The 17,409-nt window shown below is 41.3% G+C and carries 15 protein-coding genes; 9 read left to right on the top strand and 6 right to left on the bottom strand.

The genetic code is table 11. From position 1 onward, the window contains the following. Positions 1-15: 15 nt before the first annotated feature. The 5 genes from I2I33_RS03015 to I2I33_RS02995 form a co-directional block, all read right to left on the bottom strand. Positions 16-1,032 carry a BF3164 family lipoprotein gene (locus I2I33_RS03015; protein ID WP_087420051.1) on the bottom strand — a complete coding sequence of 339 codons (1,017 nt, stop codon included), beginning with the start codon at positions 1,030-1,032 and terminating at the stop codon, positions 16-18. 181 nt (positions 1,033-1,213) lie between these two features. Continuing rightward, complete coding sequence (locus I2I33_RS03010; protein WP_087420052.1) at positions 1,214-2,368, bottom strand: 6-bladed beta-propeller; 1,155 nt, start codon at positions 2,366-2,368, stop codon at positions 1,214-1,216. 47 nt (positions 2,369-2,415) lie between these two features. After that, the gene (locus tag I2I33_RS03005; protein ID WP_087420053.1) at positions 2,416-3,495 is read right to left on the bottom strand and encodes a 6-bladed beta-propeller; all 1,080 of its coding nucleotides are present in this window, start codon (positions 3,493-3,495) and stop codon (positions 2,416-2,418) included. Positions 3,496-3,504: 9 nt separating this feature from the next. Continuing rightward, positions 3,505-4,536 (bottom strand): BF3164 family lipoprotein, encoded by a 1,032-nt coding sequence (locus I2I33_RS03000; protein WP_087420054.1) that lies wholly within the window; start codon positions 4,534-4,536, stop codon positions 3,505-3,507. Positions 4,537-4,572: 36 nt separating this feature from the next. Further along, positions 4,573-4,947: a hypothetical protein gene (locus tag I2I33_RS02995; RefSeq protein ID WP_195666729.1), complete on the bottom strand. Its 375-nt coding sequence runs from the start codon at positions 4,945-4,947 to the stop codon at positions 4,573-4,575. 311 nt (positions 4,948-5,258) lie between these two features. On the opposite strand from I2I33_RS02995, the gene I2I33_RS02990 reads away from it, so the two are divergent. The 9 genes from I2I33_RS02990 to ant(9) all read left to right on the top strand — a co-directional run bounded on the left by I2I33_RS02990 (position 5,259) and on the right by ant(9) (position 15,046). After that, the gene (locus tag I2I33_RS02990; RefSeq protein ID WP_032585565.1) at positions 5,259-6,194 is read left to right on the top strand and encodes a helix-turn-helix domain-containing protein; all 936 of its coding nucleotides are present in this window, start codon (positions 5,259-5,261) and stop codon (positions 6,192-6,194) included. A 140-nt stretch (positions 6,195-6,334) separates the two neighbouring features. Further along, on the top strand, positions 6,335-7,453 hold the full coding sequence (locus tag I2I33_RS02980; RefSeq protein ID WP_032585568.1) for a tyrosine-type recombinase/integrase: 1,119 nt from the start codon (positions 6,335-6,337) through the stop codon (positions 7,451-7,453). A 242-nt stretch (positions 7,454-7,695) separates the two neighbouring features. Beyond that, positions 7,696-8,526 (top strand): hypothetical protein, encoded by an 831-nt coding sequence (locus I2I33_RS02975; protein WP_032585570.1) that lies wholly within the window; start codon positions 7,696-7,698, stop codon positions 8,524-8,526. A gap of 210 nt (positions 8,527-8,736) precedes the next feature. Then, positions 8,737-9,111 carry a helix-turn-helix domain-containing protein gene (locus I2I33_RS02970; protein WP_008617280.1) on the top strand — a complete coding sequence of 125 codons (375 nt, stop codon included), beginning with the start codon at positions 8,737-8,739 and terminating at the stop codon, positions 9,109-9,111. A gap of 5 nt (positions 9,112-9,116) precedes the next feature. Continuing rightward, entirely contained in the window at positions 9,117-10,271 is a 1,155-nt protein-coding gene (locus I2I33_RS02965; protein ID WP_032585572.1) for an AAA family ATPase, read from the top strand. Positions 10,272-10,451: 180 nt separating this feature from the next. Next, the gene (locus I2I33_RS02960) at positions 10,452-11,564 is read left to right on the top strand and encodes a DUF6371 domain-containing protein (RefSeq protein ID WP_032585574.1); all 1,113 of its coding nucleotides are present in this window, start codon (positions 10,452-10,454) and stop codon (positions 11,562-11,564) included. A gap of 308 nt (positions 11,565-11,872) precedes the next feature. Next, positions 11,873-13,339 carry a mobilization protein gene (locus I2I33_RS02955; RefSeq protein WP_195335374.1) on the top strand — a complete coding sequence of 489 codons (1,467 nt, stop codon included), beginning with the start codon at positions 11,873-11,875 and terminating at the stop codon, positions 13,337-13,339. Between the two features lie 96 nt (positions 13,340-13,435). Continuing rightward, the gene (locus tag I2I33_RS02950) at positions 13,436-14,236 is read left to right on the top strand and encodes a nucleoside phosphorylase (protein WP_227154497.1); all 801 of its coding nucleotides are present in this window, start codon (positions 13,436-13,438) and stop codon (positions 14,234-14,236) included. A gap of 15 nt (positions 14,237-14,251) precedes the next feature. Continuing rightward, on the top strand, positions 14,252-15,046 hold the full coding sequence (gene ant(9), locus I2I33_RS02945) for an aminoglycoside nucleotidyltransferase ANT(9) (protein ID WP_032585579.1): 795 nt from the start codon (positions 14,252-14,254) through the stop codon (positions 15,044-15,046). Positions 15,047-16,224: 1,178 nt separating this feature from the next. Here the strand turns inward: ant(9) and I2I33_RS02940 are convergent. Beyond that, the gene (locus tag I2I33_RS02940; protein ID WP_087420056.1) at positions 16,225-17,253 is read right to left on the bottom strand and encodes a BF3164 family lipoprotein; all 1,029 of its coding nucleotides are present in this window, start codon (positions 17,251-17,253) and stop codon (positions 16,225-16,227) included. Positions 17,254-17,409 lie beyond the last annotated feature (156 nt).

Raw genomic sequence — 17,409 nt, 5'->3', positions numbered from 1 at the left:
ATTCACATAGTCATATTATATTTCGTATGTTACAATACAGAAATCTAAATCAATGCCTACTGCATATATTGTGTTAGAGTTTCCTTTAGTTTCGATACGTAAAATAGGCATTCCCATATCAATGATTTTCTTTAGATTAAAATCGTAATCGTATACAAATATTGTATTAGGAACTTGAGAAAGATCCCGAATACCTGCTGTACGTTTGGTTGGGGTAGGAGTGTTTTCTTCTTTTTCTAATGTGATAATATAATCTTTTGTAAGAATTATTTCGTGGGGAACTTGAGCTTCTTCAATAAAGTGAATATTTCCGTTTTTGATTTCATAAAAGTTTTTAGAAGATACTTTTTCCCATTTCAATTGGAAATTATTTCCTTCTTTTTCGTATAAAGCAATGTAAGGGAATAATCTTGCACTATAAATTAATTTTTGATTATATGGATTGTAAAATAAAGTTCCTTGTCGAGAGTTATAGTAGTCTTTGAGTTTTTCTTTTATTGGACTCTTGCCAAAAAAGGATACAGTTGAATCTTGATGAATCCATTGGAAGAGTTGTTCATTTTGAGGATGTGTTGAAATAAATTCTCCTTCTGCTATTTGAACTATATCTAGGCAATCTTCGATGGGTAAAGGCGGGAGTAGAATAAATGGATCTTTATTTGCTAACATACTATCGATTGAATAATAGGCTTGCTTGTTTTGGTTAAGATCATAAGTGAATATTTTATTACCGATAGAGCTAATAGATAGTGGCGTAATAAATTCTTTAGGGCCTCGTCCAATTAATCCCATCGTTCCAATTTCTTTTTTTGCATTAATATCAACAACGTGTAAAAAATAATTAGGGTTGAATGGATCTTCCCAAACTAAATAATTGTTACACAAAATTAATGAACCGGGTAGTTGTGTAAACAAACTATCTTGGATTGTGGAGGATGGAGATAATGTTAGGCGTTCAATCTCTGTAGAACCACTTTTGCAAGTTATGAGTGTCAATAAGCACAACGAGTATAAGAGAATTTTTGTTTTCATATTATTTTAAGGAATTAAGATTATTGAATATTAGATTTGTTGATCATGAGACATTTATTTGTATTAATATCTTTTGACTTCAATCAGTTCATTTTTTTGAGAATCTACACCTCCAAGGAATTGCTTGTTTGCTTCATCAACATGTTTCTATTATAATCTGTATGGATAGATGTATTCATGATTATTTTGTATAAATGAATAATAAATGTGGATTGTTGTTTTCAAGATTTTCTTGAGAGACTAATGGCGTATATATTAATTTGATATGATTCGTAGAGGCTTGATGAAGTTTTAAAAGTGTATGAAGATGATCTTCATCAGTAATCGTAAAAATGAAATAATTGTTTTTTGCATATTTGGGGTTGGAATATATGGATGCGAATTCTTCGGGTAAAGATTCTGCGTTAAATAGATAAGGTCGTTGTTGTTGTTTGTTATAATATAGCTCATGAAATTTCCCCCCTTTAAAAAAATTGCAGTAAATGTATTCATCATTTTCAAGTAAACAGTCTGGTTCAGAAATGTAATTGTCTCGTCGGATATAAGCGATGACAGTCTCGATTTTTCCATCAAAAGATTTAAATGAAATATTGTATTTTTTAAAATCAAATTGATATTGCGGGATGATGCTATCCGGTGTTATTTGAAATACGTTGTAATCAAATAGGGATTTAAACAACACGGATTCTTTATATTTTGTAAATGTTTGATCTAATTCCGACTGGCTGTTTTGGGCGTAATGGGGAATATTGAACAATAATTTTTTTATTTCATGACTCCTGATGTTTAAAATAGAAATGCATGAATTTTTATCAGAATAACCAGTGAATAGGGCGAGATGATCATTATCGATGTTTGAAATGTTATCGATATTAATATTTCGATCAATTTTAATTTCTTGAATAAGGTCTCCAAAAAGATTGTAGAAGATGATTTTTTCTCCCGGATTATCTAATATAACTACAGTATTATCTTCCAATATTGTAAAATCTGTAATAGAAAGAAATTCTCCCGGTCCCCGTCCTTTTTTTGCTATTTTAGATATTCCATTTCCGTGTATATCATATATATAGATACATTGAGATTGTGGGTCATTTAAAAAGAAATATGGATCATTAAAATACAAATTACTTATGCCCCCAATTATAAAAATCGAATCTGTTTTTAGTGAAACTATTTTTATGCTATCGATAGAGTTTGATAATTCAAGTGATTGATTTTTATATTTGTCGAAATCTATTGATAATGTTTTTCTGAACTTGATATTTTCTACTTTTTCTCTTTGACATGAAATGCAAATAATAGCGACTATTAAAATGATATAGGTTATTTTCATGGTGAATATGCTTTAGTTGATAGAGGTATATATAGAGATGAATGTTTCTATTTTGGATTATAAATGAAAAGAATCGGGTTGTCTGTTTCTTTTAAATTGTTTAGAACGGGGATTGTTTGGACAACATGGGGAAAATATTCAATAAGTGATGCAGCATCAATCCAGTCGATGATCTTGTTACTTTTCACGAATTGCGGGAAAAAGCGAAAGTCATGGATAAGATCATTGGTGATATATCCATTTCGAGATTCGCCGGTGTTCATGTCGTGTAAACAAAAGTGGCGTTCGTCTTGGTATATATAATCGATCAACAGGTAATTATTGCATAAAAATATGTTTCTTCTGACGATATAGGGAAATTTGTTGTCATTTATATTGTATTTTGTAATGCTTGTATGTTCTTCCGGAAATGTTTTGTCTTTAAAATCAAGGAAATATATTGGAATAACTGTCGTATCGTGTAAGGTATATAACGTATTACTATACCTTGGAGCAAAAACAAGTAAATCATTGTTTTGTGTGAACACGTTGGAGGAAATGAAGGTATTATTACCTAGTATTTTATTTCTTGGTAGGTATCGGTTTAGCGTTTTCCCGCAACTATCTGTAAGATAGAATTGATAATCTTCTGTTTTCCCGTTGCTTTCAGCATAAATGATCATCTGGTCGTCAATACATTTCAGTTCAGAAACGTAAAACGGGAAATAAAATTCTTTCTTGTATTTTAAATTATGATCGTAAATAAGAACTTTTTGTTGCGAGTAGTCTAGAAGATATATGCCTTGCGAGTTGATGGCTATATCGTTGAGGTATATGTATTCTCCAGCACCACGTCCTGAATTGGCAAGCTGGTGGATTAGCTCTCCTTGTTGGTTAAAGAGTAGGATGGTATTATTTTTTTTGTCCAGTAAGATTATATCGTCATTGTAGAATTCAATATCAGAGATTTCCCCGATTAGAATAGAATCCGAAATTTCCAATCGAATAATATTGTAATTGGCAATGAAATCTGACAAAGGGTAAGTAGTAGTTTGGGCATAGTCGATCATAATCGTGTCAACGTCTTTTTTATGGGAGGTTGAACATGAAAAAATGATGAGAATAATAAATGGTAGATACTGTTTCATGTGTATATTTTAAAAATAGTTACTAATGTCGTATTTGTAAATATTCTCGTTGTCTTTGAAACCATATATACATTTATTCTTGGAGTCTAAGGCGAAACTAATAATGCTATTAGTAATGATAAATTTACGTATTGGTGTACCTTCCCAATCAAATTGTTGTATTTCGACTGTTTTATCGTGTTCCCGATAGATTGGGGTCGGGAGATTAATATATAAGGTGTAGATGGAAGAATCTGTAATTTGTAGGCCGGAGAAGTATCTGATTCTTTCACTTTCAGGTACAAGGTTTATTTCCTTCATGGAAATGGTTGGTTCGTAAAGAGAAAGAGTCGTGATATTCGTGAATTGTGGGGAGAATATATTTATTTGGTTGAAATATGCCATGACAGATACAAATCTTTTATTATCGGATCGCAGTTTATTCGTCATGTTAAATAGGTAATGATTAACATTTTTGAATGGATCACTGAACATGATAATTGGGTGCTGTAAAAGACTATCATTTTTTAAATCGTATGTACTTAGAATATGATTATAAGAAAAGTTTACGATGCTAATTAGTGTGTCTCCAAGCACAAAACCTTCTCCAATACAATCGTCTGATAAATAAACACAACTATTAAGAATTGTTTTTTGTTGACGAATTGATTCAGTGATGTTAAATAAAACGAGTTTTAGAAGAGAACCATCTTTTACCCACATGCATGTATTTAAAGAATCTTTGGAATATTGCCCCATGTATATTGCGTTTAAGAATTCATTTGGACCTCTGCCCGGGGAAAGAAATTTTCCTAGAGATTGGTAAGTGTTTGTACTATAAATATCGAAAAACTCATCAAGTCCCATTGCTTTATAACATATAAGGAATGTATCGACAACAAATATGTCGTTTACTCCTATACTCGTAATATCAAGTTTTTCCCCGCTAAGGTTGATTTCTTGGGGAAACTCTTTTATGAGAATGTTTCTCCCGATCATCATATCCTGTACCCAACAGGATATGATGGTTAAAATGATAATGGGGTAAATTAATGATTTCATTTTGTTTGTTTCTAATGTTTTCCTAAATGTTAGAATTTAATGAGGTGGTTTAAGAAATGTTTCAGGTTCTTTTCTTATAATTTGTTTGTATAAATTCCAAATGTGGTGATTGCCAATAGGAGATCCGATTAATAGAATTTTATTATCCTTATCTAATAAAAATGTTTGATATTGAGGATTTTTAGGAAATTTGTTTAATATATTCATTTTATTGGTATAGTCATAAAATATAGGATAACTGAATTTATTCTTTTTGATCCATGAATTGACAATATCGTAATCTTTAGCATGTACAACGAAAAGAAAAGACGTGTTTTGAGAGATAGTATCTATTTCTCGAATTAATTTTCCCCAATCATATAATTTGTATTTAGAAGCGTAGAACAACCAAAAACAATCAGAAATATCCAAGCATAAACCTTTAATTATCAGTATATTCTAAAAATTAACACTTTTCGGCTGCTTTTTGATGCTTCCCAAATTTCCACATATTTTTGAGACGTATTTCTGACGTGGAGAATTTGCGGGGCTTGTTTTTTGTCACACCGTGCAGACAGTTGACAAGGGTTTACAACCGTTTACGACAAGCGACAATATCCGCCCCAACATTCAGTGACGGTCACATCGTGTAGAAAGGCGACAACCGTTGACTGCCGTTTACATCCGTTCACCACTTCAGGAATACAGGATTGAAGAAATGAACCAGTAAACGATAAAGCAGTATGAAAGCAACCCGAAAATGCAGTTTTTGCGGCAAATCCTTTGTAACCCGCAGCGGAATGCAAAGGTATTGCAGCGAGGTTTGTCAGGCGGAAGCCCGGCGAGCCAGAATGACACAGAAGAACAACCTCTTCAAGGCCGTCCGGCCAATCATGGAGATACAGCATCAGGAGTATCTCACCTTTTCTAAAGCAGCCATACTCATGGGCTGTTCCCGACAGTACATCTATAAACTTGTAGCCATGGGCAAGCTGAAAGCCTCACGCATCAGCAACCGCATGGCATTCATCCGCAGAGCCGACATCGAGCGGATGCTGGAGGGCAATCCCTACCACCGCATCCTGCCCGGCAGCACTTCCACACCGAAAAAATCCGCTTCAACTTCTTTCCCGACCAAAAAAGAAAAAAGGGAAAAGGAAGGCGATGAAATTTTGGACTTCTATTCCGGTGAAGAGGTGATGTCCCTTTATAAAGTCAAGCAGTCATGGCTCTATACCACCGCCAAACGCAACCGCATCCCCATCTGCCGTATCGCTGGAAAGAACTATTACAGCAAGAAGCATGTTGACGAGTTCTTTGGCGTTGCAGTTGATATGGAAAGTATCACCGACTGGCTCCTGACCGAAGAAGCGGAAGAGCAGTTCGGCATGAAGCCTGCCGCACTCCGGGCATACGCCTACCGGCACAGGATACCGACCAAAAAAGAATACGGCCGCACCTATTACTCCAAGTCCCATTTGGACGAACTCCGCAGGACTGACCTTGTGAACGACGAGCGTTATTACACCGTGGAACAGGTCCGGCAGATTTACGGGCTTTCCTCAGCCAACATCTGCCATATCGTCAAGGTTAAGCACATCGAAAAGATAAAGGTCGGTGTGAAGAACCTGCTTCTGCGCTCCGATGTGGAGCGTGTCATGGCTGAAAGGAACAAATAACCGCAAACAACCGCCATTACCGGAAAATTATTTCAAAATGATTGACGTGGAGATATTCACGGCTGTTTCACGTTGTTCCTTTGCCACCGTGAACACGGAGACACCTCCGGAAATGTACAACCAGTTAAAACATCACCAATATGAGTAAATGCAAGACAGTAACCTTGCGCAAGCGCAAGATCAAGAACGGTACACAGTATTCGCTGTGTCTGGACTATTATCCCGGCTACCGTGACAACACCACCATGAAAGTGATAACACGTGAAGCTCTGGGTATTTACATTTTTGCCAAACCTGCCAACCAGCAGGAGCGTGATTTCAACGCACGCATGATGAAGAAGGCGGAGATACTCCGCAACAGGCGTTACGAAGCCATCTTCAACGAGAACAACGGTTTCTTTGACAAGGCCAGGATGAAAGGGGATTTCCTCGCCTACTTCAAGGAACTGGCAGACAGAAGGAATATCAAGTGGCAGCACGTCTACAAACACTTTGAACGGTTTGTAAATGGCAAATGCACCTTTGAAGAGGTGGATGTGGACCTGTGCCGCAAGTTCATGGAGTACCTGCTGAACGCTCCCCAGACCATACACACCAACCAAAAGCTGCATATCAATTCTGCGGCGGGCTACTGGTCGGCTTTCCGTGCCGTCCTGCATACGGCCTACCGTGACAGGAAGATAAAGGAGAATCCCAACGGCTTTCTGGACCGCATAGAGAGTATTCCCACCATGAGAGAGCATCTGAGCCAGGAGGAACTGATACGGCTTGCCGAAACGCCATGCGAGGAAGAGGTTCTAAAAAGGGCTTTCCTTTTCGCCTGCCTGACGGGATTGCGGAAGAGCGACATCAGGCAGCTTACCTGGCAGCAGATACAGCCGTACACCAACGGCAAGATGTTCGTCACCACCCGTATGCAGAAGACGAAGCAGATTGTTCACAACCCCATCAGTGATGAAGCCTACGGACTGCTCGGGGAACGGCATGAAGGGCTTATCTTCGAGGGCTTCAAGGACAAGATGCTGCAGGGGCCCCTGAAGCGTTGGTTGTCGGCGGCAGGCATAACCAAGAAGATAACCTTCCATTGCACCCGGCATTCATTCGGAAGCCTGCACGTGGAAATGGGTACGGACATGGCTGTCATACAAGCCTATCTGGGACACAAGAACATTACCACCACACAGATCTATTCCAAGATGGCAGCACAGCAGATGTGTGACGTGGTGGACAAGATAACCCTGAAACGCAAGGAGGCATAGGCCTTGTTTCAGGATATTCAGAGGGAGCGGTTATTGCGTGAAGGCTTTAACCGCTCCCTCTGTTTCTGATGGCACCATTCCTTAAAAAGTCATTATCGTATGATATTTTGGTATGATTCCGGACTTTTGGTGAAAAACATTGAAAAAGAAACCGCCAACCAAGGCTAATGAGCAATAATTGAAAGAATACCATTAAATTTGCAAAGACCTGACAGTTACAAGTAATAACCGAAAAAAACGATATGGAACCAACGATAAAGGACAAATACATCATTCTGGGATTCATCGGCGTTGCCATCTGCCTGATTTCCTTTTTTATCACACTGATTGTCTCCGCAAGTTTCAATCAGGACAATTTTGTAAGGCTGATAGTCTTTGTATGCAGCAACATTCTCGGGTGGCTGCTCTATCTCTCTTTCCAGACGGTAATTTTCGACTCATACGAGATCTGGAAACTCAAGTCCGGCAAGAAAAAGGCATCTGCCGGAATCATAAAGGCTCAGGAAGAACAGCCACAGGATGCGAATGAACCTGCAGCTCCGACACCGATGCCGACAGGCGGGGAAGCAACCCCGGATATAAAACCGGTAGAGATTGCCATTGCCCCGGAACTTCACGAAAAGAACCGTGCCAGCTATGAGGACAGACAGAAGCAGGAAGAGGCGGAACGGATCCGCATTGTCATGGAGTACATCCACTTCGTCATGCCCCGCATTGCCGACAAGGAGACCGTCAACCATATCTGTGCCGAGGTCAACAAGTGGATGTGCCTTCACAGCTACAAGCCCAAGCCGATAACAGGACGGCTGACCCGGGAGATTACCAACATTCCGCTCCGCCATTTCGTGTGGAACATCTCCGAGCGTTTCATGTACAAAAAATACTACAACGGGGACAACCGTGCCAATTTTATCAAGACCCTTTTTCCACGTGAGTTTGCCGACACGGATATAGCGACCATAAAGAACTTCAAGGTCGATCCGTCAAAGACGCTGATTCCCATTGACGAACCCGAAAACGACAGTCTGGACTTCCATTATCCCGAAGATTATGCACGGGAAGTGAACAGTTGACCGTTTCCCGGGGATATAACAGCAATAACGACAAGTATCAGGCAACACGTAACAGCCTGTATTCCATTATTTCCCGAATAACTTTGCCCGTCATTCACGGTTGGGCATCGTTATTCGGGAATTATTTTGCAATGACCTCCCGTGAAGATATTCACGGTCATATCATTGCGGTCCTTTGCGCCAAGCCTTACAAAAGAGGCGAGTACGCAAATGGAAAAAACAGTGATTACATTCAACGACCTTCCCGAGGTCGTAGCCCAGCTTCGGGACGAAGTGATGAGCTTGAGAAGCCTGCTTACCGAGCAGCGCAGTGTGAACAATGCAAAGACGGTGGACACCCATGTCCCCATGTCTGTGGATGAAGCGGCGGAATATCTCGGTATTCCCAAGGGAACGCTCTACATGAAACTGTCGGACGGAAGCATTCCGGCCACCAAGCCCGGCAAACGCTATTGCCTTTACCGTGACGAACTGGACAGATGGCTGGAATCCTCCCGCAAGAATCCCGTACCCCTGTCCGATGAGGAACTCAGCGAATCCATGTCCTCCTCCCACCGTCGCAAGCCCGGCCAACGTAACTGGTAAGAGCCATGGAAGAGGACAAGAACTATATCAGCATGATACATGGCGACCTGACGAGGGCAGCCCAGATGCAGAACGGTATGCCGGAAAATATCGGCGTGATGAGCATAAAGACCGCCAACCGGACTATACTCGAAGCATCGCAGCTGCCCACGCCCCGTGCGTTGTGGGACAGCTTCTGGTACGAGGGGGAACTGTCCTGCCTCTTTGCGGATTCCAACGTGGGGAAATCCATCCTTGCCGTCCAGATAGCCGACCGTATAGCCCGGACTGACAACGTGCTTTATCTGGACTTTGAACTGTCAGAAAAGCAGTTCCAGCTCCGCTATACCGACGAGTACGGAAAGCCTTACATTTTTCCCGAAAGGCTGTACCGGGTATCGCTTGACTGTGACGCCCTTCTGGATGCCGACTTTGAAGGGACAATCATCGGCAGCATTGAACAGATGGCACAGCAGACCCGCTGCAGGATCTTCATCGTTGACAACCTTACTTACCTGTGCTGTGCCATGGAGAAAGGCGATGCGGCGGGACGGCTGATGATACAGCTCAACAATCTCAAAAAAAGATACGGGCTTTCCATCCTTGTCCTGGCACACACACCCAAGCGTTCACTGGACTGTCCCATCACGTCCAATGACCTTGCCGGAAGCAAGCGGCTCTACAATTTCTTTGACAGCGTGTTTGTCATCGGGAAAAGCGCACTGGACGGGGGACTCCGCTATGTGAAGCAGCTCAAGGTCCGTTACGGGACATTCTCGTATGATGCCGACAATGTGATTGTCTATGAGATTGAGAAAACGGACGCCTTCCTGCAATTCGTGTTCAGGGGCTATTCAACCGAAAAGGAACACCTGAAGAAACCGGGTGACAACGAATCGGAACAAAGGGATTGCCTGATCCTGCAACTGTCCCAATCCGGGAAGTCAGTCCGGGAGATAGCCTCGCAGGTCAATTGCGGCAAGTCCACCGTCAGCCGGATAATCCAGCGCAGCAAGGAGGACAGGAACGCAGCCGTCCCGGGTGTCCCGCTGTCCCGTCCCAAGGAGAACGGGACAATGGGACAGGTGGGACAGCATGGGACAGATGGGACAAGCGGGACAGCTGGAGAAGCAAGGCAGGCGGAGCTGTTTGCAGGACATGAAAAGGAGGACAAACCATGAAAAAGCAGCCTGTACACGGCTGTATGCCAGCTGACCATATCATTTGCAGAGCATGTGAGCATACAAACCGGGTCCTGATTTTCCAGTGTGTCCCGGGGTGTCCCAAGTGTCCCAGCCTTTAGGGGACGGGACAGTGGGACAGCGGGACAAACAGTAGAAAACCAATCATAAAAAAAAGTCATGAGCAACTATTCATTACAGAAATATAAAGGAATGTCAACACGGCATACCTGTCCGAATTGCGGGGACAGACGTTCCTTTGCCTACTACGTGGACGAAAGCGGTACGCCCCTTCACCCGTCAGTCGGCAGATGCAACCACGAAAGCGGCTGCGGGTATCATTATACGCCCAGACAGTATTTTCACGACCACCCCGAATGCCGGACTGCCGGTGATTTCTCTTCCGGCAGACAATGTATGGCGCAGAAGCCCAAGCAACCGCTGCAACAGACAGCCATCGGTTACATACCGCCACACTATGTGGAGAAATCGCAGAGCGTGCATAGCAACTTCTGCCGCTTCCTTTCAGCGCTGCTTGATTCCTATTACGGCTGCAAGGCAAAGGAAGTACTGAAAAGGTTAATGGAGGATTACCGTCTGGGAGCAACCCGTGACTGTGCGGTCATCTTCTGGCAGATTGACCGGGAGAACAAGGTGCGGACAGGCAAGGTGATGCAGTACAATCCCGGGGACGGACACCGTGTAAAGGACGGACAGACATCGGCAGTGAACTGGATACACAGCATACTGAAAAGGCAACGGGTATTGGCGGAGGAATGGCAGCTTTCCCAATGCCTTTTCGGGGAACACCTGCTGAATGTCTATCCTGACAAGGTGACGGTTCTGGTAGAATCCGAGAAGAGTGCCGTTATCGGATCCGCCCTCTTCCCCGGCTATGTATGGCTGGCGGCAGGAGGCAAAAGCCAGTTGCGGGAGGAAAAGCTCCGTGTGCTGACCGGGCGGACCGTGCTTCTCTTTCCGGATGCCGATGCCTATGCCGAATGGAAAGAGCGTGCCGACGGCATGACCTTCTGCAAGGTGATGGTGTCTGACCTCATAGAGAAGAACGCAACGCCGGAACAGAAGGCAGCCCATATCGACATAGCCGATTGGATAATCTTCCAGATACGGGAAAGCAGGATAAATTGTACAGCCGACCATCTGGTGGAGGCGGAAAGAATCCTGCAACGGATGATAGAAAAGAACCCCGCCCTTCAAAAGCTGATAGATGATCTGGGGCTTGTGCTAGTCGGTGCATCCTCAATCGGCAGCGGTGACGGAAACCCTCCTTAACGGAGGAGAGCGGAAACCGGGGGTTGTAGTGTACGGACAATGGCTTGCCATTGATATAGCCCACTATAACTACACGCTCCGCTTTCGTAGTTGTGGGCTCTCCCGAGGGGCTGGGCTTTGCCCCGTCCCACTTAGGACTTTGTCCTAAGAACCCACTCAGGGCGTTTCTCCCCTGAGAACCCAGAGCAAAGAGTGACCCTCTCTTTGCAATCTCCGCTTATGGGTTACACCCCTAAGAACCCTGTGCGGCTATGAGCGGACATCAGCTAACAACTTTAGTCAGACAACCAGAATCAAAATTTAAGAATATGGCAACAAAATCAAGCATACATATCAAGCCCTGCAGAGTCACATCAAGTGGGGCTCATAACCGGAGAACTGTCGAGTATATGCGCAATATCGGCAAGTCTCAAATCTACATCGTACCCGAACTGACTGCCGGTAACGAGCAGTGGATAAACCCGGGCTTCGGCAATCCCGACCTGCAGGCGCACTATGACTACATCAAGCGGATGGTCAAGGAAAAGACAGGACGTGCGATGCAGGAGAAGGAACGTGAACGAAAAGGCAAGAACGGGAAAATCACCAAGGTGGCTGGATGCTCGCCAATCCGTGAGGGCGTGTTGCTCATCAGACCGGACACGACACTGGCAGATGTATGCAAGTTTGGCGAGGAGTGCCGGAGACGCTGGGGCATCACTCCGCTCCAGATCTTCCTGCACAAGGACGAGGGACATTGGCTTAGCGGTCAGCCGGAAGCGGAAGACAGGGAGAGTTTCAAAGTCGGCGAAAGATGGTTCAAGCCGAATTACCATGCCCATATCGTTTTTGACTGGATGAACCATGACACAGGCAAGAGCCGCAAGCTCAATGACGAGGATATGACAGAAATGCAGAATCTGGCATCCGACATACTTCTGATGGAGCGTGGGCAGTCAAAGGCTGTTACAGGCAAGGAACATCAGGAACGTAACGACTTTATTATTGGGAAGCAGAAGGAGGAAATGAAGCGGCTTGATGCCACGAGGCAATACCGGGAACATCAGCTGGAAATGGCGAACAAAAAGATGCAGGAAACGGAAAGCATTACCAACGCCCTTATCGAAAAGGCAAATGAAAAGGAACGGCAGAGTGAAGATCTTGACAGGGCTATCAGCGAGAAACGCTCCAGACTGAACAAGGAAAAAGGAAGCGAGCTTCTGAACGCCGCTGTTGGCTGGGCTACCGGGAAATCGAAAGCCCTGAAAAATGAAATAGAGGATTTGCGCTGTGAGATTTCCACGCACAAGGAAACTATCGAGCAGTTGCAGGACAGAATCCAGACCATACAGAACGACCATAGCCGTGAACTGATGCAACTGGAGGCCAAACACCGGTCCGAACTGAACCGCAAGGAAACGGAACATGCACAGGAAACCACAAGGCTTAAAAACCGGATTGCATGGCAAAGCCATATCATCGGTTGTCTCAGTTTCCTGCTACTCAAAACGAGCGACATCTTCCGTAAGGCGGTACACAGTATCATCCGTTTCGCCCGTGATTATTACAAGCCTCGTTTTGATACGGAACAGGTATCTGACATCAAGAACGCCCTTAACCTGTTCGGAGATGACAGACAATCACATCAGGCGGCAGGGGATTTCCTGTACTTCTCTGCCAAGCAAAAAGGGAATTTGGATAGCCGGGAACAAATCAAAGCCAGACGAGAAGTTGATAACGTGATGGAAGGACAGTACGACCAACAACAGAAGAGAGGTTTTTCGATGAGAAGATAAAAGATAGCTTCACGAAGGAATACGCTCAAAATACGAAGAGTTTATCGGCGTATACCAAATAAAAGAGTAACTTTGTAAAAAATAGATGCAGAAAATGTGAGAAAGAAAATTTTTATTGGAGAAAATAATATGGTATTAGTAAAGCATGATTATCCTATTTTAGAATACGATACCGCATCAAAAGCAATCTTTCAGCCGGGAAACGGAAAAAAGTACTTTCCTAAAAAAGCTGTATTTGCATTTTTAGGGGACGAAGTGGAAAAGTATGCACTTGCCCACGGTGGAATACAGATTGATGAATTTGAGAGTGTAACAAAATTATATCCTATCTATGAATGCTTTCATAATCACGAAAAGATATGTTTATGTCCAGCTCCGGTTGGGAGCGCTGCTGCAGTCCGGATTTTAGAGTATTTAATAGCAGGAGGTGTGACAGAAATTATTTCTGTCGGTTCTTGCGGTGTATTGGAGGATATACCGGAGAACAGATTCTTAATACCTGTTTCTGCATTGAGAGATGAGGGAACTTCTTACCATTATCTTCCGCCATCCAGAGAAATAAAGATTTCAAAAGCTGGAACAAGTGCAATCAAATCTGCTTTAAATCAAAAGAAAATCCCATATTTGGAAGTCAAGACATGGACAACAGACGGTTTTTATCGAGAAACACCGAAAATGGTGCAATATCGTAAAGAGGAAGGCTGTCAGGTAGTGGAAATGGAATGTTCTGCACTGGCTGCATGTGCAGAATTTAGAGATGTAATATGTGCTATGTTGCTTTTTACAGCCGACACGCTCTCGAATCCTCATAAATACCAAGAAAGAGAATGGGGAAAAGCAAGTGTATCCATCGCTTTGGAACTGGCATTTGACGCTGTTTTATTAATCAAAGAATAAAGGAAACAAATCTGTATGGTAAATATAATAAACAATTGGAATAAAATTCCACAACAAGTGAATCAAGTCGTTTCCATAGCAGAAACCCTATTACAGGGGCAAATATTGGGAATGTATTTATATGGCTCTGCGACAATGAATAAATTGCGTCCGGACAGTGACATAGATATATTGATAATAACCGGGCAAGAATTGAATCTTTCAACGAGGAAGGAGTTGACCAAGCAATTATTGGAAATTTCCGGCTTCGTAGGTTGCGCCGAAAAAAGACCATTGGAGATAACTGTCATCAATCAAAAAAACATTATTCCGTGGCAGTTTCCACCCAAATGCGAGTATATGTATGGGGAGTGGCTTCGGAAAGAAATGGAAGCCGGAATGATTCCGCAGGCTTGTTTTGACCCTGATATAGCGATTCTATTATGGCAGGCAAGAAAAAGCAGTATAACCCTGAAAGGTGTTGATTGTAAGAAACTTATTATCCGGATTCCGTTTTGCGAAATACAAAAGGCTATTCAATTTTCCTTACCCGGTTTGATTTCCAATTTTAAGGGGGATGAAAGGAATGTGCTATTGACGCTATCCCGCATGTGGTTTACATTAGAAACAGAAGACGTGACAACAAAAGATGTTGCTGCAGAGTGGGTGATTCCGAAATTGCCAGAAACTTTTTCTTCCCTGTTGAAAACGGCAAAGGAAGCTTATTTAGGAAACTTGTCTGACGAATGGAAAACAATGGAAAATGAAACAATCGCGCTTATCGGGTTTATGAAAGGAAGGATTGAAGAATTGCTTAGAACCAATGGATAAATCAAGCAAGAGCAAGAACATCCTTACAATAAATAAACAGTTTGAAATGGTGCTGCCTTTTTTTACAATAATACAGCCTATGAGAAAAGTAATCCTTTATATTGCCGTCAGTCTGGATGGCTATATCGCCGACAGCGAAGATTCCGTTGAATGGATGAGCTGACAAGATAAAAACGTGGAGATAGAAGACACCTTTACTCCATTCTTCAGTGGTGTGGAGGGGCATTATGGGAAAAAGAACCTACAACCAAATTGTGACCGAACTTTCTCCCGAACAATGGCCCTACGGGGAAGTGATGACATACATATTGACTCATCACAGTGAAGAAGTTAACAAGAAAATATCCGTTTCAGGAATGCGAATGTATGCAGACTGGTAGAAGAGTTGAAACTGAAATCGGGTAAAGATGTGTGGATTTGCGGAGGTGCAGAAGTGGCGCAACAACTCATCGCAAACAATTAAATAGACATTTATCATCTGGCGATTATACCAGTTCTTCTCGGTAACGGCACAAGGCTGTTTGGTACTACCGATAAGAAAATTGACTTGGAGATGATTCGTACCAAGATATACAACAGCATAATAGAGGTAGTATATAGTCGCAGGAAGATTTGATGTTTACTGTTTTAAAATCTTTTGTAGGAGGATATGTACGCAACAGTATTCTGATAAGATATGATAGCATCAGACAATTATCTCTTATAGTAAACTCAAAGACAAGGAATATCGAACAAAATGTAGTACATTTGCAATGCTTATGGGAATAAGCAAAAAAGAAGTGGAATATCAGAAGTAAATTGCACTGAAAGAAGAAGAAACCGCCCAAATTAACGCTCCAAATGAGTTAAGAATCAATAAAAACGTTAAATCTTCATCCTTTAGAATGTTCCATTAAAGATAACGACCATATTTCTGACTTACTAAATATAAAATATTGATTACTAACTGGTTGCAAATTCTGAAATTTAATCTACATTCAGTACATATATTTGTATCTATTACTGTTAGAATTTTGAATTCTTTTTTTAGCATAAATTGCCAAAGAGAATCTTGACTTGTTGTATTGATCGAATCAAGAAGTGTAATTTCTTGATTAAGCCACTTTTTTACAATTGTTCTTGCATCTTCTTTTGATTCTAGGTAAGAACAGGAGAATAATATGATGTAGATCATCATATTATATACACATGCTAATATCATATTTGTATATTTCTTCATCGGATGTGATTCCTAATAGTTGTTTATGTTTTTCGTCTATTGTAAAGTATATAATATTTTGAGGAATTATTAATTTTTGAATGGGTATGCCGTCCCAATCAAAAATATGTATTTCAATTTTTCTAGGTGTGTCCCAAGAGGAATTGGGTTGGTTTATATATAAAGCATATATATATTTCATGGTAGATCCTACCAAAGAATAATATACGATTCGTTCTTCACGAGGGGTATTTAGAACTTGTTTAATGGAGGAGGTTGGAGTATATATAGAAAGAGATTTTCTAGATTTAAAGTTTGACGAATAAATATTTATTTGATTAAAAAAAATCATTGAAGATGCAAAGCGTTTATTATTAGGACGCAAAGTTGTTGTCATAGCGAATATTTGGTCTTGATAACTATGATTGGGATATGGGTTTTTGAACATTTTGATCGGTTCTAAAAGTTTATCTGTAGATAATTCGTATGTTTTGAAAAATACGTTTTCGGGATATGGGTCAATATTTATTAATGTATCGTTAATTAGAAAACCATACCCTTCTTGAACCCTGTCTAGATATATACAAGAATCTATTATAGTTTTTTCTTGTTTAATTGATTCGGAAAGATTGAATAAACTTATTTTTAAATTTGCATCATCTTTGAGCCACATGCGAATGCCTAAAGAATCATTGAAATATTGGCCATTATATTGTATCGAAAGAAATTCGTTTGGACCTCTCCCCGTAGTTAAACAGGCTCCAAGTTTATTTAGAGTGTTTGTACTATATATGTCGAAATAATTATCTACCCCTTGAGCTTTAAAACATATAAGTAAAGTGTCTATAATTATTAAATAGTTCGTACCAATACTTTCAATATTAATTTTTTCTCCAAAGAGTGTGGTGTCTTTAGGAAATTTATCAATAATGATGTTTTTACTATTGAAAAAATTACTTGTTGTACAACAAGTAAAAGAGATTGTCAAAAATAGTAATATATATTTCATAATTTGTTTATTAGAAGAGGGGAAAACTCCCCTCTAATTTAATAAAATGTATCGATAACAAATATGTCGTTTACTCCTATACTCGTAATATCAAGTTTTTCCCCGCTAAGGTTGATTTCTTGGGGAAACTCTTTTATGAGAATGTTTCTCCCGATT

This window comes from Butyricimonas sp. BSD2780061689_150309_C8, assembly GCF_015560935.1.
In the GTDB taxonomy this organism is placed as follows: Bacteria; Bacteroidota; Bacteroidia; order Bacteroidales; family Marinifilaceae; genus Butyricimonas; species Butyricimonas paravirosa.
The sequence above is the reverse complement of the archived record's forward strand: the minus strand, read 5'-3'. Positions and strand labels throughout refer to the sequence as shown.

Coding starts and splice junctions, on each gene's coding strand:
- I2I33_RS03015 (WP_087420051.1), bottom strand. CDS start 1,032: ATGAAAACAAAAATTCTCTTATACTCGTTGTGCTTATTGACACTCATA.
- I2I33_RS03010 (WP_087420052.1), bottom strand. CDS start 2,368: ATGAAAATAACCTATATCATTTTAATAGTCGCTATTATTTGCATTTCA.
- I2I33_RS03005 (WP_087420053.1), bottom strand. CDS start 3,495: ATGAAACAGTATCTACCATTTATTATTCTCATCATTTTTTCATGTTCA.
- I2I33_RS03000 (WP_087420054.1), bottom strand. CDS start 4,536: ATGAAATCATTAATTTACCCCATTATCATTTTAACCATCATATCCTGT.
- I2I33_RS02990 (WP_032585565.1), top strand. CDS start 5,259: ATGAAAGCAACCCGAAAATGCAGTTTTTGCGGCAAATCCTTTGTAACC.
- I2I33_RS02980 (WP_032585568.1), top strand. CDS start 6,335: ATGAGTAAATGCAAGACAGTAACCTTGCGCAAGCGCAAGATCAAGAAC.
- I2I33_RS02975 (WP_032585570.1), top strand. CDS start 7,696: ATGGAACCAACGATAAAGGACAAATACATCATTCTGGGATTCATCGGC.
- I2I33_RS02970 (WP_008617280.1), top strand. CDS start 8,737: ATGGAAAAAACAGTGATTACATTCAACGACCTTCCCGAGGTCGTAGCC.
- I2I33_RS02965 (WP_032585572.1), top strand. CDS start 9,117: ATGGAAGAGGACAAGAACTATATCAGCATGATACATGGCGACCTGACG.
- I2I33_RS02960 (WP_032585574.1), top strand. CDS start 10,452: ATGAGCAACTATTCATTACAGAAATATAAAGGAATGTCAACACGGCAT.
- I2I33_RS02955 (WP_195335374.1), top strand. CDS start 11,873: ATGGCAACAAAATCAAGCATACATATCAAGCCCTGCAGAGTCACATCA.
- I2I33_RS02940 (WP_087420056.1), bottom strand. CDS start 17,253: ATGAAATATATATTACTATTTTTGACAATCTCTTTTACTTGTTGTACA.